The sequence below is a fragment of the Streptomyces sp. SCSIO ZS0520 genome (assembly GCF_025643355.1).
Taxonomy (GTDB): Bacteria; Actinomycetota; Actinomycetes; order Streptomycetales; family Streptomycetaceae; genus Streptomyces; species Streptomyces physcomitrii.
The window spans coordinates 1413486-1430071 of the sequence record NZ_CP092644.1; the positions used below are offsets into that span (position 1 = coordinate 1413486).

Here is a 16586-nt window from a genome sequence, read left to right on the forward strand (position 1 = left end):
GCCGGGTGTGCTCCCGGCCGGCGGCGACGAGCTGGTGGAAGGCGGAGGGGGTCTGGTTGAGGACGGTGACCCGCTCCCGGACCAGGAGGTCGAGGAAGGCCTCGGCGGAGCGGGCGACCGGACGCGGCACCACCACGAGCCGCCCGCCGTAGCGCAGCGCGCCCCACATCTCCCACACCGAGAAGTCGAAGGCGTAGGAGTGGAAGAGGGTCCACACGTCCTCGGGGCCGAAGGCGAACGCGGAACTCGCGTCGAAGAGCCTGACCACGTTCGCGTGGGTGACCAGGACCCCCTTGGGCGTCCCGGTCGAGCCGGAGGTGTAGATCAGATAGGCGCCGTTCTGCGGGGAGACGCGCCGCGCGGGGTCGGTGGCGGGTGCGCTCTCCAGCTGCCGCCGGAGTTCCGGATCGTCCAGGGCGAGGCACACGGCGCCCGGGGCCGCCGCCTGTTCCCGACGGGTGTCGGCTATCAGGCAGGCGGGCCGTGCGTCGGCCAGGATGAACGCGACGCGTTCCGCGGGGTAGCCGGGGTCGATCGGCACATACACGCCGCCCGCCTTCAGCACCGCGAGCACCGCCACCACCAGGTCGGGGGTGCGCTCCATCAGCAGCGCGACGGGGGTCTCGGGGCCGACACCGCGGTCGAGGAGCAGGTGCGCCAGGCGGTTCGCCCGCTCGTCGAGTTCGGCGTAGCCGAGGCTGTGGTCGCCCTGGGAGACGGCCACGGCCCCCGGTGCCCGCCGCACCTGGGCGGCGAAGAGTTCCGGCAGGGTCGCCGAGGGCGCATCGGCCAGGGCGGGGTTGCGGTGGGCGGTCAGCCGCTGCCGCTCCTCGCGGGTGAACAGGTCCAGGCCGCTCAGGCGCCGGGCGGGGTCGGCGGTCGCCGCGCGCAGCAGCAGTACCAGCCGGGCGGCGAGGGCTTCCGCGGTGCGTGCCGTGAACAGGTCGGTGCTGTACTCCAGCGAGCCGGACAGCTCGGCGGGGTCGTGGGCCGTCCCGGGCCGCGCGTTCAGGTGGAAGGTCAGGTCGAACTTGGCGAAGTCGGTGGCCACCGGCTGCGGTTCGACCCGTACCCCGGCCAACTCGGGCCCCGCCGCGGGCACGTTCTGGAAGGCCAGCATGACCTGGACCAGCGGCTGCCGCGCGAGCGAGCGCGCCGGGCGCACGGCCTCCACGAGCCGTTCGAAGGGCAGGTCCTGGTGGGCGTAGGCGGCGAGGTCCACCGCCCGTACCCGGTCCAGGAGTTGGGCGAAACTCGGGTCACCGGAGGTGTCCGTCCGCAGCACCAGGGTGTTCACGAAGAAGCCCACCAGCTCGTCGAGGGCCTCCTCGGTGCGCCCGGCGACCGGTGTGCCGATCGGGATGTCGGTACCGGACCCGGTCCGCGTCAGCAGCGCCGCCACGGCGGCGTGCACCACCATGAACTCCGTGACGTCGTGGGCGCGTGCCGTCTCCCTGATCCGCGCGTACAGCGCGGGGTCGATGCCGAGCGGCACCGTCCGGCCCCGGTAGGTGGCCCGCGCCGGCCTCGGGTGATCGGCGGGCAACGGCAGATCCGCCGGCACCCCGGACAACTGCGCGCGCCAATACGCCAGTTGACCGCCGCCCAGGCTGTCCGCTTCGGTCTCGTCGCCCAGCAACTCCCGCTGCCAGTCCGCGTAGTCCGCGTACTGCACGCGCAGCGGTGGCCACGGGGGCTGGCCGCCCTGCCGCCGCGCCGCGTAGGCGGTGCCCAGATCCCGCTGCAAGGGGCCGAGGGACCAGCCGTCGGCGGCGATGTGATGGAGCATCAGCAGCAGTACGTGCTCCTGTGCCCCCAGGCGGAAGAGCGTGGCGCGCAGCGGGAGTTCGGTGGCCAGGTCGAAGCCCTCGCCCGCCGCCTCGGCGAGCTGTTCCGCCAACGCGCCTTCGTCGGTGGGTACTTCGCGCAGGCGCAGGGCGGCGGCCGCCTCGGCGGGGTCCAGTACGCGGTACCGGGGATCCCCGTCCCGCTCCTCGAAGAGGGTCCGCAGGCTCTCGTGCCGGGTGACGACGTCTTCCAGGGCGGCGTCCAGGGCCCGTACGTCCAGCGGGCCGTGCAGCCGGAAGGCGACGGGCAGCGTATAGGTGGAGCTCTCGCCCTCCAGGCGGTGCAGGAACCACAACCGCTGCTGGGCGAAGGAGAGTCGGGCGTCCTCCGGGCGCGGCCGGGGCTCCAGGGCGGGGCGGGCGGGCGCCGCCGTGCCGAGCCGGTCGGCCAGAGCGGCGACCGTCGGGGTGTCGAAGAAGACGCGGATCGGCAGGTCCAGACCGAGCGCGGAGCGCACCCGGGTCAGCAGCCTGGTCGCGAGGAGCGAGTGGCCGCCCAGGGCGAAGAAGTCGTCGTCGAGACCGACCTCCTGCCGCCCGAGCACCTCGGCGAAGAGATGGCACAGCATCTCCTCCTGCGCGGTCCTCGGCGCCCGCGACCGGCCGGAGGAGTGCGCCTCCGGTGCCGGAAGCGCCCCGCGGTCCAGCTTTCCGCTGGAGGTCCAGGGCAGCTCCCGCATCGGCACGAACGCGGAGGGGACCAGATAGCCGGGCAGCTGCTCCCTGGCGTATGCGTGGAGCGCGTGGACCAGCTCGCCCCCGGCGTCGACGGAGGACGGACTGTTCGTCAGCGGAGCCGAGGTGAAGCCCTCAGCGGGCAGATAGGTGTCCGTCCAGGGCGCCTCCCGGTCCGCCTCGCCGCTCACCAGGACCGCGTCGAAGCAGTCGTCCGCTCCCCGCGCGGACCAGGTGGCCGCGACCCGGTAGCCCTGGGCGGCGCCGAGTCGGTGGAGCGCCTCCGGGTCGACCGCGGCGGCGGCAGCCTCCTCGCCGCTCAGGTGGCCGAGGGCCGCCCGGACCGAACCGCTCACCCGCAGTTCGCGTGCCGCGCTCGCCTCCTGGACGAGCCGCCCGTTGGGGATGCCGACGAGACGCAGGCAGGCGGGCCGCTCCCGCTCCAGCAGGCGGGCGATCTCGTCGAGGCCGCCGCTCCCGCCGGAACCGGCGACTTCGCTCCACCGCCGTACGGGCACCTCGCGCAGTGAACGGAGCGGCCGGTCGGGAGACTTGTGCAGCACCACCTCGTACCGGTAGCGGGTCAGCTCGTTGTGGTAGTCGCCGCGCTTGAGCCTGATGTCGACACCGTCGACGCCCTCCACGGTCCCCACCAGGCCCGCGAAGAAGTCCGGGTCGACGAGCAGTTCCTTCTCCACCGTGAGGGCGTGGTCGATCCGCCCGCTCACCCCGGCCGGGTCCGCGCCGGTTTCCAGCCGGGTCAGTTCGACGGCCGAGTGCAGCGTGCGCAGCAGCCGCAGATTGCGGATGTCGCCCAGGAAGATCCGCCCGCCCGGACGGAGCAGCCGCACCGCCTTGCGCACCACGTCCAGCAGGTAGTCGGCGCTGGGGAAGTACTGGGCCACGGAGTTGACGACGACGGTGTCGAAGTCCCCCGGCAGGCCGGTCGTGTCATGGGCGGGCCGGCAGCTGAACTCCACCCGCCCCGCCAGCTCGGGCAGCCCGGCCACCCGCGCGCGCTGGGTGTCGACGGCGGCGGCCGAGAAGTCGGTCCCCCAGTAGACCTCGCACTCCGGAGCGAGCTGCGAGACGATCAGACCGCTGCCGATGCCGATCTCCAGGACGCGGCGCGGACCCAGGGCCCGGATCGCCTCCACGGCGGCAGCGCGCCACTTCTCCATCTGCGCCACCGGCAGCGGACGGCCGTCGTAGGAGCTGTTCCAGCCCGAGAAGTCCGTCACGAAGCCGCGGTCCCCCCGCGCCTCACTGCCCTCGTAGACCGACTCGTAGATGCTCCGCCACTCGTCGACGTGCCGGTCCTCCCGGCCCGCGTCCCGTGCGGTGCCGTCCTCGGCGCGCGGGACGACATAGGCCACCAGCCGTCGTTCGCCGGACTCCTCCTGCCGCGCGACCACGGCCGCGCGGGCGACACCGGGATGCCGGGAGAGCGTGGCCTCGACCTCACCGGGTTCGATACGGAAGCCGCGGATCTTGACCTGGTCGTCCACGCGCCCGAGGAACTCCAGGTTCCCGTCCGGGCGCCGCCGCACCAGGTCGCCGGTCCGGTACATCCGCGCGCCGGGAGCCCCGTACGGGTCCGCCACGAAGCGTTCGCCGGTGAGCGCGGCCCGGCCGAGGTACCCGCGCGCCAGGCCGGTGCTCGACACGTACAGCTCGCCGGAGGTCCCCGCGTCGACCGGATGCAGATGCGGATCGAGTACGTACAGACCGGTGTGCGCGAGGGGGTGTCCGAGGGGAGGGGCGGCTCCCGGGGACAGCGGCGCGCTCACCGTCACACAGGCGGTGCTCTCGGTGGGTCCGTAGGCGTTGACGAGGCGCAGGCGCCCGGCCCAGGTCTCCACCAGCTCCGGCGGGCACGGCTCACCGCCCACGACCAGGGTGCGCAGATGCGGGAAGGCGGTGCCGGTGACGCTCGCCCACACCGTCGGCGGGATCAGCGCGTGCGTGACGCGCTCGCGCAGCAGGACCTCGGCGAGCGCGTCCCCGACCAGCGGCCCGGCGGGCGGCACCACCAGTGCCGCTCCCGCGGCGAAGGCCATCAGGACCTCCATCACGGAGGCGTCGAAGCTCGGGGAGGCGAACTGGAGCACCCTGGCCTCGGCGGTGAGGGCGAAGCGCTCCAGCTGCGCGGCCGCCAGACCGGCGATCCCGGCGTGCGTGACGACGACAGCCTTGGGACGGCCGGTCGAGCCGGAGGTGTAGATCACGTACGCGGGCGCGGAGGGGGTGAGCGGGCCCCGGCGCTCGGCGTCGGTCAGGTCCGCGTCCGGGTTCGGGTTCGGGGGCGCGTGCGGGTGCGGGTCAGAGCCAGATGCCTTGTTCCCGTCCGGGTCCGGTACGTCGTCCCTGTCCGGGCCCGCCGCGTCGTCCATCAGGAGAAGGCGGGAGCGCACCTCGTCCGCCAGGTCGGCGGCCACCGCGGCGGACGAGACGAGAAGTGCGGGGGACGCGTCCGCGAGGAGGTACCGGACGCGGTCCGCCGGAAGGCCCGGCTCGATCGAGAGATACGCCGCTCCGGCCTTGGCCACCGCCAGCTGGGCGACCACGAGCTCCGGCGAACGCGGCAGGATCAGGGCCACGATGCGCTCCGGGCCGGCTCCCTCCGCGACCAGGCGGCGGGCCAGGCGGTTCGCGTGTGCGTTGAGCGCGGCGTAGGTCAGCTGCTCGCCGCCGTCCAGGGCGAGGGCAAAGGGGTGGCGGGCGGCGGTGGCCTGGAACAGCTCGGGCAGGGTGGCGGCAGCGGTGGCCTCGTCCTCGTCCGGCCCGCCCGTCCCCTCGGCCGAGGTGACGGCCCTCTGCGGCGCCCGCCCCGTGCCGCCGGTTCCGGTGAGGGCGACCCGGCCCAGCTTGCGGTGGGGGTCGTCGGCCATGACCGAGAGCAGCTCGCCGAACCGCTGCTCGTGCCGGACCAGATCCGAGGCGGAGTAGAGCGTGGGGTTCGCGTCGAGGTCCAGGCGCAGCCCGCGCGGATCCGGTCGGTCGTACAGCAGGAACGACATGTCGTCCGTGAGCCCCGCCGACATATTGTGCGCCGTGGTCCGGCAATCGCCGAAACGTATGTCGTAGTCGAATGTGGTGATGTTGATGACCGGCCCGACGTACCGCCGGATGTCGTCCCGCAACGCCAGCCTGCGCGCCAGGTCCTCACCTCGGTAGCGCTGATGCTCCAGCACTTCCCGGGTCCGGTGGGAGACCTCCGCGGCAAGATCCACAAGAGCCGTGTCAGGGCTGACGGGCACCCGCAGCGGCAGAATGTTCGACATCATGGCGGGAACCCGCCTGCTCAACTCGGTGACCCGGGCCAGCGCCGGCAGACCGAGAATCACGTCCCGTTCACCGGTCCCGCGGTGCACATAACCCGCGGCAGCGGCGATCAGGAGACGCGACCACCGGATACCGGCCTTGTCGGCGACACCGCGGAGCCGGGCGACGACATCCCGGTCCAGATAGGCGGTATGCCGCAGCACCTGCCGAGGACGGATTTCGGGCCGCCCCGCGAGCCGGGGCGGGACAGGCCGGTCGGAGAAGGCCGAGGACCAGAATTCTCCGTCCCGCGCGAAATCCTTCGAGGATCGGTACCGGGAATCCTCTTCTAGCAACTCGGAGAACGCGGGAAACCCCACATCTCCCGGACCGCCCTGAAGCAGATCCGAGTAGACCTTGGCGACCTGACGAGCGATCAGCGAGAAGCCGTACCCGTCCACGACGATGTGGTGGTAGGCCTGGAACCAGTAGAACTTCTCCTCGGACACGGTGAACAGCGCGTGGGTGAACAGCCGCTCGCCCAACAGGTCGACCGGCCGCGCCAGTTCCCGACGCATCCACGACTCGGCCGCCGCCCGCGGGTCGGCTTCACCCGAGACATCGACTACCGGAAGCCGCCAGTCCCGTTCCGTCTCGACGGTCTGCCGCGGCCCCCCGGAGGTTTCCGCAATACGGATCCACAGCGAGTCGACGCCCGCGCACACCCCGCGCACAGCACGCTCGAACAGGGCGACATCAATCGCCCCGTGAATCTCCAGATACTCGCCGATCTTGTAGGCCGGGCTCGCCGCGTCGATCTGCTGCGCGTACCACACACCGAGCTGCGCAGCCGACAAGGGCATGGTCACACGATCGCGCATTGCTCCCCCTGGACCCGTCTCGCGGTTCATATCGTCTCTGGATGAATAACTCGGCTACGAGCGCATGGGGTCGGGCATGCACAACGACCGCGCAACCCAGTCTTCAAGAAACCGTAATCGCGCACGCTAGCAGGGCAGTTACCGCCCACCCGTCACATACGGGGAATGCGTAACAAGCACCCTTGTCCCACTGAAACGTGCAGCACACAATCGACTACCCTGGGTGCCGCTGCCGCGTTATCGCGAACGGACGAACACGTCAAAGGGGATGCAATCGGCGGGTAAAGCGGGACCCGCCGCTTCGGCAACCCCTAAGCAGTCCTCTTTTCTTAGGGGTCGGCCCACGCGAAAGAAGGGTCACTATGAGAAAAGACGTCAGCGCGAAAGAACAGGACTGGCATTCAGCCGCCATGGCCCGGGTGGCACCTGTGTATACCGTGAAAGAGCTTCGCAAGCGGCATCCGTTCCGAAGGGCGGACACCTGGCCAGGGCCGCCAACAGCCCTGGCACGAGACCGAGTTCACCGTTCGGCCGACTCGGCACCCCGAGAGGCGGCCTTATGACGCGGGCTTGATCGTCCCCGCGCGCAGATACTTGCCGAACTTGATGTGAGAGAGGGACGGGTGGTCGCCCTCGCCGCTGCCCGGCGGCCGCGAACCGTACTCGGAGAGGAAACCGAACTCCCCCGAGTTCTTGACGTTGAACGCGCCGTACTCCTGCAGCGCCTTCGCGATCACCCTCTCGTACGGCGCGAGCGAGGTGTCGGCTTCGATGTCGTAAGCAGGATCCAGCCAGATGAACTGCCCCTGGCTCCACGGCCCTCGGCCCGAGCCGTCGCTGTCCACCGCCGGGAAGACAGGGCGGCCGTCATTGCGGAGCGTGCCGAAGCTCAAGGCGTGGTCGATACGGCCGGCCTTCCACTCCGCGCGGGTGATCAGCCCGGCGGGCCATGCCACCACCGGGGCCGCCGCGACACCGTGCAGGAAGACGGACACGACGACGGTGAACGTGACCACCGCCCACAACTGCCCGGCCTCGACCGCGAATTCACCGTGTCCCAAGGCGTAGGCGAGGTAGAAGAACGAGCCGATGCCCCGGATCCCGAAGACAGCGGTCACCAGCCGCGCCGAGGGAGCACGGGTACCCGGCGGCTGCGCGAGGTATCCGATGAGGGGCCGGATGACCAGCAGGAGCAGCATCGCGAGCAGTGCGCCGCGCCAGGTCAGTGCCGACAGGCCGCCCTGGGCGACGAAGCCCTCACTGTGCTCGGCCAGGCGCAGCGACTCGTTGCGCGCCCGGAAGAAGAGCCGTCCCAGGAGCCAGCCCAGGACGATACCCACGGCCACTCCCACCGTAAGGCGCAGGAGCACCTCGACCAGGGCCCAGTGCCACAGCCATGATCCGGACCAGCCGGTGAGGGAGGCGGCGGACAGGGCGAGAGCCGCCATGTTCACCAGCCAGGACGGGATCAGTGGGGATTCGCCGGCGGCGGCGAGGGTCTGCACCACGAACTTCACGGCGGCCAGCAGATCGCCGGTGCGCGGGCGGCGGGCGGTGAGGCCCATCGTGGAGAACGCGCCGTCGTGGATGCGCAGGGCGAGCCAGTCGCGGTGCAGGACGTCGAGCACGTCGAGGATGTGCTGGTTGCCGCGCACGAGGCGGAACACGCTCGCGGCTCCGCGAACCCCCTCCAGCGCTGGGCGGCGGCGTACGACTTCCAGCCCTTGGATCAGGCTGGTCGATCGGAGGCGTACCGGGCGAGCATGGTCTCCACCGCCTGCTCGACGGTGTAGCGGATGCCGGAGGCTGAGGGGTCCCAGTCGGTCAGCAGCATGCGGGGCCACAGGACGTAGTTGGCGATCATCCCGAGGAACTGGTTGGCAGCGCTCTCGGCGTCCGGGACGTCGGCGTTGCCGGCCTCGTGCTCCGACTCCAAGTAGTGCTGGACCGAGGTGAAGTAGGGCAGCTTGCCGAGCTGGAACTGCATCTGCCCCAATTCGGGGAAGCGGGGCAACTCGGCGATGACGATGCGGAACAGGGCTGTCATACCGGGTCGGCCGATCAGATCGGCGTAGCGGGTGCCGATGGAGGTCAGGCCGGAGCGCAGGTCTCCGGCCTGAGGGCGCGCGGCAGTGTCCGCAGTGTCACGCTGCCAGGACTCGGTGACGATGGCCTCGAAGAGGGCTGCCTTGGTGGGGAACTGCTTGAACAGGGTGGACTTCGAGACGGCTGCCCCTTCGGCGATGCGGGCGAGGGAGGTTCCGTCGTAGCCACGGTTCAGGAAGAGGTCCGTGGCCGCGGAGATGATCGCCTCACGCTTCTCCTGGGCGAGACGGCGGTGGTGTGCGGAGAGCTCTGCTGCCATGCGTGCAGTATGCCCCAGACCCGAGGCGAGTCACTTGACTCGCCTCTTTTGGTGTGTCTAACCTGCAAGGGAAAGGCGAGTCACCTGACTCGCATCTGATGGCGGTACCCGATGTCTCTCTGGTGCCGTGCGATGAGGGAGCAGCTGATGACAGCCGACAGGATCGCTTTGGTGACCGGTGCGAACCGCGGTCTGGGCCGGAGTACGGCTCTTGCGCTGGCGGCACGCGGGGTGCGGGTCGTGGTCACTCATCGCGGTGATGCGGCTGGGGTCGAGGAGACTGCGCGGCAAGTGCACGCCGCAGGTGGGACTGCCGCCGTCATGCGTCTCGACATCAGCGACATCTCCTCTTTCGGGGCCCTCACTTCCGAGCTGAGCGCACTGCTCGAGCGCTGGGGGGCCTCGCGGCTCGACATCGTGGTCAACAACGCGGGGGTCGGCGTTTTCGGTTTGCTGGAAGCTGTCACGGCCGACGACTTCGACACGGTGTTCGGCACGAACGTGCGGGGCACGTTCTTCCTCATCCAGTCGCTTGTGCCGCTGCTGGCGCAGGGCTCCCAGGTCATCAACGTCTCGTCATCGTTGACGCGCCACACCAGTCCCGCGACGTCGGTCTACTCCGCCTCGAAGGCCGCCGTCGAGGCCCTGAGCCGCACTCTGGCCGCAGAGCTCGGCCCCCGAGGTATCCGGGTCAACTCCATCGCCCCGGGGCCGACCGCCACCGACTTCAACGGCGGTGCCATGCGGGATGACGTCGGTATGCGCCAGGGCCTGGCCGCGCAGACCGCGCTCGGCCGTGTCGGCGAACCCGAGGAGATCGGCGACGCCATCGCCACGCTGGCGTCGGAGGGCCTGCGCTGGATGACAGCCCAGCGCATCGAGGTCTCCGGCGGCGCCCTCCTCTGACCGACCGGGCAAGCCCGTCCCGGGCCACGCCGAATTCGTTCCGCACCGGTCCCGTCCTCGTCCAGCTCTGGGGCACCCGGGTCGCGCAGCGGGCGCAGGGCGCCGGCGGCTGGGGTCGTTCAGGCCGGGCGACGCCGCACGCCCGGCGGAGAAGATCGTCCGGCTGTCGATGGGCGGCAGGGTGGCGCAGCTCGCGCCGGGGACTTCGACGGGGACGGCCGCGCCGAACTCGCCGTCGGAACCCCCGCCAAGGCGATCGGCAGCCGGCGCGAGACCAGCCGGGTCGTACTGCTGCACGGCGGTGGGCGGTGCGGAAGGTCTCCTGGACCCCACCGGCACCGCCCGAGCTGTCTTCTTCCACCACGACGCCCACCTGGCGCCCGGCAGTGCCGAGGCCGGGGACGCGTTCGGCACGGAGGTACGACCGCGCGACCTGAACCGGGACGGCGCCCCCGAACTGCTGATCCGTTCCCCCGGCGAGAACGAGGCCTCCGGCCAGGGCCCAGCCGTGAACCGGGCGTTCCCGAGGGAGTCAGCGAACGCGCCGGATGCGGATCGGACCGCGGGCTTCGGCCGGCCTGACAGGGCGGCCGCCCTGCGTGATCTCCACCTCGCCTGCCTCGGCCAGCCGCTGAGCCGCGCGACGGGCCGGTTCCATCAGGGAACGCCAACCGTCGCCGTCGCCCTGGTACACCGCGCGTGCGGCTTCCGAGGGGCAGATGGTGGCGGTGGGGCCCCGGCGCTCCAGGAGGTCGCGGATCGTCTGCTCCAGGCGCCTGTCGGTTCGCTGCTCGCTGCCGGTCACCTTGCCAGGATGACATCGGCGACCGACCTGCGAACAGGACGGTGAGCTGAAGGCGCCGACTGGAAATCGGTGAAGAGCGGCCCGCGCCAGCAATGGGGACACGACTACGGCAGTGACGGCCGCGGAAAGGCCATACCGGAAAGTCCCATGCTGGAAAGGCCACACCGGAAAGGCACGCCGGGAAGAAAAATACGTGCCACAATGTCGGATTCAGAAAGTAGATAGAGCGATGCCGCGTGGGTTTCTATCCGACGTCACCCGCCGCCACTCCTCCCTGGTCCACCCGAACGGGAAGCGACAAACGGCACGCATCACGCGCATGCGGACGACAGCGAAAAGAATTGAGGCTACTCATGGACAACCTGCCTGTCCAGTAGTCCAGTCGGGAACTAGTTCTTCTCTCAGGTGCCACTCGCGCGCCTATTGATGAGACACCTCTTGAGGCCAGACTGCTTGCCGCACGATTCACCGAGAAACGCATGTCGACCAGAGGAGGCCCCGTGCCCGGTATCGCGCTCGTCGAGCAGTGCGAGGACAGTGCGCTGCAGGAATTCGATCTGGATATCAAGGTGGAAGTCGCCGGTATCGGTGGAGCGCCTGCGTCCAGTGACCTTTCGGCTATCTGCTGGCTCACCACGGAACACTGTCCCACCGGTATCAGCGGCTGCTACTGCTCCTGATCCCGATTGATCCACTACGGGGCCCGGTTGTCCGGCCGGGCCCCGTCCTCGCGACCGTGGTACCAGCGGTCCCCGTCGGGGACCGCACTGCGCTGACAGGGGAAAGCACATGCAGGTGGAGGCTTCGGGTTTTCGTGCGGAGCACGCGGCGATGCTGCGGATGCCGTTGCTGCCGAAGACGAGTTCCGCGGCGACGTATGCGGACATCGGTTCGTTCGACCGCGCGCAGACGGTGGCCTATCTCGATGAGCTGACCGCCGACAAGGGCTTCGCGGAGGCTCTCGCGGTTTCCAGCCCCTCCTTGCACCATGCTCTCGACGCGGTCCGCCGGAAGGCCGGGGAGGCCAGGCCCAAGGCTCTGCGCAAGCTCGCGGTTTCGGCGACTCGTTATGCCCTGAGAGCGGCAGGCCGCCCCACCCCCTTCGGACTGCTCGCCGGGGTGGCGCCGGTGACCTTCGAAGACACCTGTCACGTACGTCTGGGTTCGTCTCACAGCAAGTCGGTTCTGCCGGACGGCGGTTGGCTTCGGGGACTGGTCGCCCGCTGGGAGAGCGATCTCGATGTGCTGTGCAAGCTGCGCGTCGTCACCAACGATCTCGTCTTCCTGCGGGCGGAACGCTGGGTGCTGCCGGCCGGTGTCGAGCAGGAGGATTCCGGCACCGCCTCCTCGACGCGATCCGGCAGCGGCCGGACGGTCCAGGAGGTGTCGGTCAAGAACACCGGGGCGGTGGACGCCGTTCTGGAAGCGGCGCACCATCCGTGTCCCGTATCGGAGCTCCTGTCCCGCCTGGACGCGGCGTACCCGACCGTCCCCGCCGCGGCGAAGAGGAAACTGCTGCTGCGGCTGGTCCAGCAGGGTTTCCTGCTCACCGAAATGCGGCCGCCCCTGTCCGCGGCCGACCCGCTGTCCCACGTGATCACCGTGCTCGAGAGCATCGGCGAGCCGGACGCGGCTGCCCGGCTCGCCTCGCTGTCCGCCCTGGTCGACGACTACCGCGAGACGCCCGTCGGGACGGGACTGCACCGATGGCACACCGCGGTGGAGGCTGCCCGCGCTCTGCACCCCGGCGAGCACCCGCTCCAGGTCGACCTCCGCGTCGATGCCGAGGTCGTGCTGCCCAGCGAGGTGCTGCGCGAGGCCGAACAGGCGGCACACGTACTGCAGTTGGTCGCGCCCGACAGCGCGCCGCCCGCCGCACTCCGCGAGTACCACGCCGCGTTCACCGAACGGTACGGAACCGGGCAGGCCGTACCGCTGGCCGATGTCCTGGACCCGCACCGGGGCCTGGGCGCACCGGCCGGATATCCCGGCAGCGAGCGGCGCCTGCCGGGCGCCGATGCCCCCGGCCCGCGCGAGCAGGACCGCGACGCGGTCCTCGCGGACCTCGCCCTCGGCGCCATCGCCTCGGCTTCGCTCGAGGTCGTCCTCGACGACGCGACGCTGGAACGGCTGGGAGGTGCCCGCCCCGCGCCCTCGACCGGCGTCGAACTCTGTGTGCAGCTGACGGGAACCTCGGCCGAGGCAGTCGGCCAGGGGGACTTCGCACTCGTGCTCTCCCCGGTGATGGGTTCGTTCTCGCCCGGTTCGCTCAGCGGTCGCTTCTCCCACCTCGTCGGCGGCACCGCCGCACTCGGTGGCACGCTGCGCCGAGCCGCCGATGCCACACCCGACCGCGACGCCCTCCATGTGGACCTCGAATTCGCTCCGCGTTCCGGGCGGGCCACGAACGTCACCCGGGTCCCCCGCACCAGGGACGAGCTGATCGCCGTGGGCTGCTACGCGGACCGCTCCTCCCCCGCGGTGCGCGGCATGCGGGACCTGGCTCTCGCCGCGGATCGTGACCGGCTGTACGTCGTGGACGCCACCACCGGGCGCCATCTCGTGCCGGAGTTCCCCTGCATGCTGCTGCCGTCGATGTCCCCCGTCGCGGTGCGGCTGATGCGCGAGGTGTCGGCCATGTCGCACGACACCTGGCCGCTGTGGCGCTGGGGCAGCCTCACCGCGGCCCCTCGGCTGCCCAGGGTCCGGCACGGCCGTACGGTGCTCACCCCGGCTCGCTGGAACCTGTCCGATCCGGCTCTGCGCGACAGTTCGGTCGACGACGCCACCTGGGCGGAACGGCTCGCCGCCTGGCGGGACCGCTGGCACCTTCCCGACCGCGTCATGGCCGGAGACGGAGACCGCAGGCTGGAACTGGACCTCTCGGCCCCGCTGCATCGGACACTTCTGCGCCGAGAGCTCGACCGCCACTCCAACCTGACTCTGTTCGAGACACCTGAGGACGCGGGATGCGGACAGGGGTGGCTGAACGCGGACGGGAAGCCCTTCAGCAGTGAGCTGGTGCTGTCACTGCTTCCCGCGCACCCCGCCCCCGAGCCGTCCCGCAAGCCGTCGTTCCGTGCGGCCACGGTGCCCCCACCACGCCACGATCGCCACTGGCTGTACGGGAGGCTGTACGTCTCCACGAGCCGCCACAACGAGCTGCTGACCGAGCATCTGCCGCCCCTGCTCGCCGCACTGCCGTCCGGAGTGGACCGGTGGTTCTTCATCCGCTACATCGACTCGGAACCGCATCTGAGATTGCGTTTCCACGCCGAACCCGACGTGCTGGCCGCGCAGTTGACGCCGCTGATGCTGGACTGGGTGGCCCAGCTGCGCCGCGCCGGGATGGCGGGCGGCTTCGTCCTGGACGGTTACGAGCCCGAGCAGGCGCGCTACGGCGGCCGGGAAGCGATCGCGGCGGCCGAGAACCTGTTCCACCGCGACAGCGTCGCGGTACTCGAACAACTGAGGCTGCTCGAAACCGAGGCGATCGGTGCCGACCCGCAGGTGCTGGCCGCGGCCAACTACATCGACCTGCTGCGACGGGCCCGCGGCGACGCCTGGACGGACTGGTGCCTGGACCGTCCCCGGAACGACAGGGCTCACGCGTACTTCCGCGAACACCGCGCCGAGGCCATCCGCCTGCTGGACGGCGGCGGGTTGCGCGCCGCGCTCGGCGCGGCGGGCGCGACGGCGGCACTGGACGCCCTCGACGCCAGGGACGAGGCCCTGGACGCGTTTCCTCACCTGCGGCTGCCTCGCGTCCTCGCCAGTGTGCTGCACATGCACCACAACCGGCTGATCGGTACGCAGCGCGCCTCGGAGGAGAACACGGAGGCGGTGACCCGCGCCCTCGCGCAGATCGCCCGAGGACGAAGGAGGCTTCCGCGGTGACACCCTCCAGCCCCCGTCACCGGGACATCGATGCCGTCGTGGCGGAAATCGCCCACCGCGTGCAGGCATGGTCCGGCGAGCTGCCGCCTTCCACCGGCCCGGGCCTTGCGGAAGGGCACTGCGGAACGGCGCTGCTGTTCAGCGAGTTGAGCAGGGACAGGCCGGTTCTGCGGCACACCGTCCACACCCTGCTGACCGCGGAGGCCAAGGCGGGCTTCCGCACCGGCGGCCACGGCCTCCTCTCGGGTCTGACGGGCCTGGGCTTCGTCAGCAAGCACGCCGCCCGCACTCCGACCGAGTACGCCACCTTGCGTCACCAGATCGACGCGAGCGTGCGCGCCGATCTCGACTCCGTCCTGAAGGCGGAGCACCTCCGTATCGCGGATGGCTCGGCGCCCGCGCAGCGTTCGCACTTCGACGCCGTCTTCGGCGCTGCCGGTCTGGGTCGGTACTTCCTCGCGGAGCCCGGCCGCGATCCGCGGGCCGTACGCGACGTCCTCGGGTACCTTGTCGCACTCACCGACCCCGTCCACACGCCGAGCGGTCTCCTGCCCGGCTGGCTCGCCCCTCCCTGGACGGGCCAAGGAGACCCCGACAAGCACGAGGACCGGCTGCTCGACCTCGGTCTCGCGCACGGCGTGGCGGGGCCGCTCGCCCTGATGGCGCTCTGCTGGACGCAGGGCATCCGCGTACCTGGTCAGGACGCGGCCATGCGCCGCTGTGCGCGCTGGCTGCTGAGCTGGCATCACGAGGACGGTCAGGGGGGCGGCTGGTGGCCGCGCCTGGTCAGCGCCCGCCAGGAACAGGCCCAACCGCGACCGAGGGTGGGGGCTCCGGTGGCGGCCTGGTGCTACGGGACACCAGGCGTCGCCCGCGCCCTGCAACTGGCGGGCGACGCCCTGGGCGAAGAGGAGTGGGTGGAGTGCGCGCGCAACTCCATGGCGACGCTGATGCGCTCCCCGGCCGCGCTCGCCGGAGTCGAGGAGCCCGGCCTGTGCCATGGGCTCGCCGGGATCATGCAGATCACCGGACGGATGGCCACCGATCTCGACGATGCCTGGCTGTCCGCCCGGGCGGACGAACTCGCCGACCGGTTGTGCGCACGCTTCGACCCGAAGACCGCCTTCGGCTTCCCCACCCGCGCACTGGCACCGCAACGCCCCGATCCTCTGGATTCGCCGACGTTCTTGGAGGGAGCGGCCGGCATCGCGCTCGCCCTGCACGACCGGACCCGCACGCCGGACAGCCAATCGGCAGCCGCACACCGGGAGTCGGCCTCCCTGCCCTGGGACGCGGCTCTGCTGCTTTCCTGAACTCGACTGGAACCGGCGGGACATGTGCTCGGCATGCCGGGCCGCCCGTTCCTGGCGGGCGCCGACCGCGGCGCGGACGTCGAAGTACCCGCCGAGCGGTACCTCACCGACCTGGCACCGCCGGACTCGTCACCCAGCGCCCGACGTGCCGGAACTACCACCCACATCGCCTACTCCGGCCCCACCGACGGCAGTTGGAGCGAGCCGGGCCATCGGGTACCCGGTAAGGGAACAGGTCAGAAAATCCGCTCATCTTGAAACCCCAGGTCAGGCGGCACTTTCGGACCCATCCATCTACCCGAAACCCCCTCTGAGCGTCAAACGAGCGTCAAGCGATAAGGGAGCACGGCAACCGCCCCAGCGCACCCACGCCTCGTAGGCGCCCAGGATTAGTTCACCAGATTCGCGGCCGCCGCCGTCATTGTTCGCACCAGCAAGACCGCCACCGAAGCGCCGCTCCTCTCGGGTGTACTGATAGTGATCTTTGCTCACGTTGACCAAGCCCGCCCCGCGCCTCGCTCTGTCACAGGCTGTGATCCGACGTAGCCCGAAGGCAACAGCAGGTGCAGAGGAGACGGCGAAAAGCCACGCTCCCCGTGCGACCCCTCAACCAGGAGGGCCGGTCCTCGACCA

8 protein-coding genes and 1 pseudogene (1 of these 9 only partly in view) are annotated in these 16586 nt (G+C 70.7%); 5 read left to right on the forward strand and 4 right to left on the reverse strand.

Features of this window, described 5'->3' with window-relative positions; all coding sequences use genetic code 11:
* The 3 genes from MID12_RS04670 to MID12_RS04680 form a co-directional block, all read right to left on the reverse strand.
* Positions 1–6649 carry the beginning of a non-ribosomal peptide synthetase gene (locus MID12_RS04670; protein ID WP_263165049.1) on the reverse strand. The gene continues 6827 nt to the left of window position 1, outside the view, so 6649 of the gene's 13476 nt are visible here — the first part of the coding sequence; the start codon lies at positions 6647–6649; its stop codon lies beyond the left edge, outside the window.
* Positions 6650–7224: 575 nt separating this feature from the next.
* Positions 7225–8334 (reverse strand): hypothetical protein, encoded by a 1110-nt coding sequence (locus tag MID12_RS04675; RefSeq protein WP_263165050.1) that lies wholly within the window; start codon positions 8332–8334, stop codon positions 7225–7227.
* 62 nt (positions 8335–8396) lie between these two features.
* Positions 8397–9032 carry a TetR/AcrR family transcriptional regulator gene (locus MID12_RS04680; RefSeq protein WP_263165051.1) on the reverse strand — a complete coding sequence of 212 codons (636 nt, stop codon included), beginning with the start codon at positions 9030–9032 and terminating at the stop codon, positions 8397–8399.
* Positions 9033–9179: 147 nt separating this feature from the next.
* Between MID12_RS04680 and MID12_RS04685 the strand changes: the two genes are divergently transcribed.
* Together MID12_RS04685 and MID12_RS32375 are read left to right on the forward strand one after the other, a co-directional pair.
* Positions 9180–9938: an SDR family NAD(P)-dependent oxidoreductase gene (locus MID12_RS04685; protein ID WP_263165052.1), complete on the forward strand. Its 759-nt coding sequence runs from the start codon at positions 9180–9182 to the stop codon at positions 9936–9938.
* 189 nt (positions 9939–10127) lie between these two features.
* Positions 10128–10520 (forward strand): annotated as a pseudogene (locus MID12_RS32375) (FG-GAP repeat protein); the annotation flags it as partial.
* On the opposite strand, the gene MID12_RS04690 reads toward MID12_RS32375, so the two are convergent.
* Positions 10471–10743: a DUF3253 domain-containing protein gene (locus tag MID12_RS04690; RefSeq protein ID WP_263165053.1), complete on the reverse strand. Its 273-nt coding sequence runs from the start codon at positions 10741–10743 to the stop codon at positions 10471–10473. The pseudogene MID12_RS32375 and the gene MID12_RS04690 overlap by 50 nt on opposite strands.
* A gap of 500 nt (positions 10744–11243) precedes the next feature.
* Here MID12_RS04690 and MID12_RS04695 point away from each other — a divergent pair, with 500 nt between their 5' ends.
* From MID12_RS04695 to MID12_RS04705, 3 genes are all read left to right on the forward strand, one after another.
* On the forward strand, positions 11244–11423 hold the full coding sequence (locus tag MID12_RS04695; protein ID WP_040246880.1) for an FDLD family class I lanthipeptide: 180 nt from the start codon (positions 11244–11246) through the stop codon (positions 11421–11423).
* A gap of 109 nt (positions 11424–11532) precedes the next feature.
* Positions 11533–14640 carry a lantibiotic dehydratase gene (locus MID12_RS04700; protein WP_263165054.1) on the forward strand — a complete coding sequence of 1036 codons (3108 nt, stop codon included), beginning with the start codon at positions 11533–11535 and terminating at the stop codon, positions 14638–14640.
* Positions 14637–15953 carry a lanthionine synthetase C family protein gene (locus tag MID12_RS04705; RefSeq protein WP_263165055.1) on the forward strand — a complete coding sequence of 439 codons (1317 nt, stop codon included), beginning with the start codon at positions 14637–14639 and terminating at the stop codon, positions 15951–15953. Before MID12_RS04700 ends, MID12_RS04705 begins: the two co-directional genes overlap by 4 nt.
* Positions 15954–16586: the final 633 nt, after the last annotated feature.

Excerpts from the sequence above, each read along its gene's own strand:
- MID12_RS04680 (WP_263165051.1), bottom strand. The coding sequence starts at position 9,032 with ATGGCAGCAGAGCTCTCCGCACACCACCGCCGTCTCGCCCAGGAGAAG.
- MID12_RS04685 (WP_263165052.1), top strand. The coding sequence starts at position 9,180 with ATGACAGCCGACAGGATCGCTTTGGTGACCGGTGCGAACCGCGGTCTG.
- MID12_RS04700 (WP_263165054.1), top strand. The coding sequence starts at position 11,533 with ATGCAGGTGGAGGCTTCGGGTTTTCGTGCGGAGCACGCGGCGATGCTG.